We start from the raw sequence: 4,398 nt of genomic DNA, 5'->3' as shown, positions 1-4,398 counted from the left end.
CCAGGCGGCGCCGGCCGTCGACCGCGGCGGCATCGATCACGGCGAGCCGGGGCATCCTGCCACGCTGGGTGTTGGCGCCGAGCCGGCTGCTGGCGAATCGGCGAACCAGCCAAGCAGCGACACCGATCAACGCCAGAACGACGATGAACGCGACGATGAAGGTGATAGGGCTGCCTTGCATACTTGTCCCCGACAAATGGCGCTGTTCTCGTGCCCATGGTCGGATGTGCCAACCACCGGCCTACGATGCCCCAAACTGCGATTTCTTAACGTCCCACGGCAAGTTTTGCCGTCCCCAACTCTTAATAACCCATGAATCGCTCGATCCAAAACGACTTCTTGGGCTGTGCACGCGCCGCCAAATGGTTGGGTTAACGCCACTTTTGGAGGCGTAGAATCACGGGGCGCAAAATCGTGTCCCACGCGGGGACAGGCGTCGGGAACGTCCTTAACCAGCTGTTAACCATACACGCGGCAAATTCTGCCTAGCTTCGGACCTTGGAGGTCCGCAGGAGGCGGAAGGAGCCGCGACGATGTCCATCAACGACCTCCCGGTGCTGTCGGCGCTTCGCACCAAGATGCAGTGGCACCAGGAACGCCAGCGCGTCCTGTCCGAGAACGTCTCCAATTCCGACACGCCCAAGTTCCGGCCGCGCGACCTGGTCGAGCCGAAACTCGACAAGGCCGGGGCCGTCACGGGCTCGATGGGGCCCCTGGCGCTCGCCCGCACCAGCGGTTCTCACATGACGCCATCGGGCGCGGCATCCGGATTCGACCAGAACAAGAATGCGGGCTTCGAGACCCGCCCCGCGGGCAATGCCGTCAATCTCGAAGAGGAGATGATGAAGGCCGCCAGCAACCAGATGGACTACGCGGCGGCGACCTCGCTCTATTCGAAGAGCCTGCATCTGCTCAAGACCGCGATCGGCAAGGGCTAGCCGCATGATCTTCGGAACAGAACAGCTAGAGGAGGCGCATCATGGCCAATGACAGCAGCGACTTCGCCCGCTCGATGGCGATCGCGACCTCCGGTCTGCGGGCGCAAGCCGGCCGCATGCGGGTGATCTCGGAAAACATCGCGAACGCGGATTCGACCGCGCAGACATCGGGCGGCGATCCCTACCGCCGCAAGGTTCCGACCTTCTCCTCCGCGCTCGACCGCACGCTCGACGCGCAGGTCGTCACCCTCGGCAAGATCAAGCCCGACCAGTCCAACTTCCGCGTCAAATACGAGCCGAGCAATCCGGTCGCGGATGCCAGCGGCAACGTCAAATATCCCAACGTGAACTCGGTGGTCGAGATGACCGACATGCGCGACGCGCAGCGGTCCTACGAGGCCAATCTCAACATCATCAGTGCGACGCGCCGGATGATCCAGCGCACGCTCGACATTCTCAAGAGCTGAATAGGACAATTGAGCCATGGCATCACCGACAATCGCCGCCAATGCTTATGCCAACCTCGCCCGGGTGCTGGAGAACAGCGGTGCCGGTGCCGGCAAAGGCACCGAAGCCAGCGGGCAATCCTTTGCCTCGCTGCTGAAGGACGCCGTCGGCAGCGTCATGGAGTCCGGCCGCAAGTCGGATGCGCAGACGGTGGCGATGGCCGCCGGCAAGGCCAACGTGATGGACGTGGTCACGGCGGTCGCCGACACCGACGTCGCGGTGTCCACGCTGGTGTCGGTCCGCGACCGCGTGATCGCGGCGTATGAGGACATCATGAAGATGCCGATCTGAATTTGGGGAGTGGCGAATGGCGAGTAGCGAGTGGGGGCATTTTCCATTCGCTACTCGCCACTCGCGTCTCGACGCCCTTTAAGACAACGAACAGTGGAATTCTGCAAATGACCGGCCCCGAAACCCTCGACGTTGCGCGCGATGCGATCTGGACCATCGTGATCGTGTCCTCACCCCTGATGGTGGTCGGTCTGGTGGTCGGCGTCATCGTGTCGCTGTTCCAGGCGCTGACGCAGATCCAGGAACAGACGCTGATCTACGTGCCGAAGATCCTGGCCATCTTTGCCACGATGCTGCTGGCGCTGCCGTTCATGGCCGACGCCCTCCACGCCCACATGCTGCGGATCTCGTCGCGAATCATCGGCGGCTGAGGCAAGATGCGTCAATCATGCGCATCGACGTCTCGCTGCTGCCGGCGCTCGCCGCTTCCTTCATGCTCGCCTTCGCCCGGGTCGGCGCAATGGTGATGCTGCTGCCCGGCCTCGGCGAGACCAATATCCCGACGCGAATCAAGCTGTCGATCGCGCTGCTGCTCACCCTGATCATCCTGCCGCTGCACCGCAACGCCTACCAGGTCGACATGGGCTCGCTCGCGCCGCTCCTGGTACTCATGCTGCATGAGATCGCGATCGGCATCGTGCTGGGCGCGACCGCGCGCGTGACGCTGTCGGCGCTGCAGGTCGCGGGCTCGGTGATCGCGCAGCAGATGGGACTCGGTTTCGTCACCTCGGTCGATCCGACGCAGGGGCAGCAGGGCGTGCTGGTCGGCAACTTCCTGACCATGCTGGGGGTGACGCTGCTGTTCGCCACCGACAGCCATCACCTGGTGATCGCGGCGCTCAACGACAGCTATACGATCTTCTCGCCGGGCGAGACCGTGTCGAGCGGCGATGTCGCCTCGCTCGCGACGCGCGCCTTTGCCGCCGCGTTCCGCCTGGGCCTGCAGCTCTCGGGGCCGTTCCTGGTGTTCGGCCTGGTCTTCAACATCGGGCTCGGGGTGCTGGCGCGGCTGATGCCGCAGATGCAGGTCTATTTCGTCGGTGTGCCGCTCTCGATCTTCGCGGGCTTCCTGGTGCTCGCCGTGGTGCTCACGGCGATGATGGGCACGTATCTGGATTACTTCATCGGTGTCATGCACCAATTGATGCCGCTCAGGTAACGAGGGAGGCTAATGCCGCCGATCTGAAGTTCCTGCAGTGCGAGCCGCGAGTCCGACCAGGAACTTCAAATCGATCCGCGGCACTAGCAAAACTAAGTGTCTTGTAGCGCCCTTGTGCTTTCCGAAGTTCGTGCACAGGGCCGCGAAAGTGACGAACTTCGGAAAGCGGGCGCTACGTGGCGGAAGACAACGATCCAGAGAGCCAAACAGAAGACCCGACGCAAAAGCGCCTGGACGATGCGCTCGAACGCGGCGACGTTGCCAAGAGCCAGGAGATCAACACCTGGTTCATGATGGCGGGCGGCACGCTCGTGGTCTCGACCTTCTCGGGCTCGGTGGGCAGCGGGCTGCTGATGCCGATGCGCAATTTGCTCGCCAATTCCTGGATGATCAAGACCGACGGCAAGGCTCTGCTCGCGCTGATGCAGCAGATCGAATTCGCCTTGCTTGCGGCGATCGGCGTGCCGTTGTTGATGCTGGTGCTGGCGGCGATTGCCGGCAATATGCTGCAGCACCGCCTGGTCTGGTCGACCGAATCCCTGACGCCGAAGTTCAGCAAGATCTCGCCCGGCGCCGGCTTCAAGCGCATCTTCGGCAAGCAGGCGGCGGCCAATTTTCTCAAAGGCATCGGCAAGCTGGTGCTGCTCGGCGTGGTCATGACCATGATCCTGTGGCCGGAGCGGCATCGCATGGAGGCGATGGTCAGGCTCGATCCGGCCGCCATGCTCGGCGCCAGCACCAGCATGACCATTCATCTGCTCGGCGCGGTGGTCGCGGCGCTCGCGGTCATCGCCATTGCCGATTATTTCTTCCAGTACCGCAGCTGGTTCCAGCGGCAGAAGATGTCGCTGCAGGAGATCAAGGAAGAGTTCAAGCAGTCCGAAGGCGATCCGCACATCAAGGGCAAGCTCAGGCAGTTGCGCCAGCAGCGCTCCAAGAAGCGCATGATGGCAGCGGTTCCCAAGGCCTCGGTGATCATCACCAACCCGACCCACTATTCGGTGGCGTTGTCCTACGAGCGCGGCATGTCGGCTCCGATCTGCGTCGCCAAGGGCGTCGACAACCTCGCCTTCAAGATCCGGGAGATCGCGCGCGAGCACGACATCCCGATCGTGGAGAACGTGCCGCTCGCCCGGGCGCTCTATGCCACCGTCGAGATCGACCAGGAAATCCCGACCGAGCACTATCATGCGGTCGCCGAAGTGATCGGCTACGTCATGCGGCTGAAGCAGGGATTCGGCGCGGGGCGGGGATAAAACACCTGAAAAGTACCGGAAATGGCCGTAATCTGGGAATCAGCGTACCTTTCACCTCTGCTGCCCTTGCACCTCAGGGTCCGATTCAGGCAGGGAGGACCCCACGCGCCCTGTGGCGCGTTGATTCTCTGCCGACAGGCCGCGCCAGCTTGAGATGACAGCCGAGACCGACCACGACCTCCCACGCGAGCCCGTTGCGGCGCACGAGCCGTCGCCGCGCTCGGGCAGCATTGCGCTGGTGCTGCTG

General features: G+C 63.2%; 6 protein-coding genes and 1 pseudogene. 6 read left to right on the top strand and 1 reads right to left on the bottom strand.

Annotation, left to right across the window (positions count from 1 at the left end; genetic code table 11):
- Positions 1 to 181 (bottom strand): annotated as a pseudogene (locus MOV74_RS32210) (flagellar biosynthesis protein FliO); the annotation flags it as partial.
- 352 nt (positions 182 to 533) lie between these two features.
- Here MOV74_RS32210 and flgB point away from each other — a divergent pair.
- From flgB to flhB, 6 genes are all read left to right on the top strand, one after another.
- Positions 534 to 938, top strand: coding sequence for a flagellar basal body rod protein FlgB (flgB, locus tag MOV74_RS32205; protein ID WP_246931034.1), 405 nt, complete (start codon positions 534 to 536; stop codon positions 936 to 938).
- 41 nt (positions 939 to 979) lie between these two features.
- Positions 980 to 1,405 (top strand): flagellar basal body rod protein FlgC, encoded by a 426-nt coding sequence (gene flgC / locus MOV74_RS32200; RefSeq protein ID WP_246931033.1) that lies wholly within the window; start codon positions 980 to 982, stop codon positions 1,403 to 1,405.
- Between the two features lie 16 nt (positions 1,406 to 1,421).
- Complete coding sequence (gene fliE / locus MOV74_RS32195; RefSeq protein ID WP_246931032.1) at positions 1,422 to 1,736, top strand: flagellar hook-basal body complex protein FliE; 315 nt, start codon at positions 1,422 to 1,424, stop codon at positions 1,734 to 1,736.
- A 107-nt stretch (positions 1,737 to 1,843) separates the two neighbouring features.
- Positions 1,844 to 2,107 carry a flagellar biosynthesis protein FliQ gene (fliQ, locus tag MOV74_RS32190; protein ID WP_018321865.1) on the top strand — a complete coding sequence of 88 codons (264 nt, stop codon included), beginning with the start codon at positions 1,844 to 1,846 and terminating at the stop codon, positions 2,105 to 2,107.
- Positions 2,108 to 2,124: 17 nt separating this feature from the next.
- A complete protein-coding gene (gene fliR / locus MOV74_RS32185) occupies positions 2,125 to 2,895 on the top strand; it encodes a flagellar biosynthetic protein FliR (protein WP_246931031.1) in 771 nt (256 codons plus the stop codon).
- 176 nt (positions 2,896 to 3,071) lie between these two features.
- Positions 3,072 to 4,151, top strand: a complete 1,080-nt coding sequence (gene flhB / locus MOV74_RS32180; RefSeq protein WP_246931030.1) for a flagellar biosynthesis protein FlhB — start codon at positions 3,072 to 3,074, stop codon at positions 4,149 to 4,151.
- The last annotated feature ends 247 nt before the right edge of the window (positions 4,152 to 4,398 follow it).

It is taken from the genome of Bradyrhizobium sp. SHOUNA76 (assembly GCF_023006445.1).
In the GTDB taxonomy this organism is placed as follows: Bacteria; Pseudomonadota; Alphaproteobacteria; order Rhizobiales; family Xanthobacteraceae; genus Bradyrhizobium.
The sequence above is the reverse complement of the archived record's forward strand: the minus strand, read 5'-3'. Positions and strand labels throughout refer to the sequence as shown.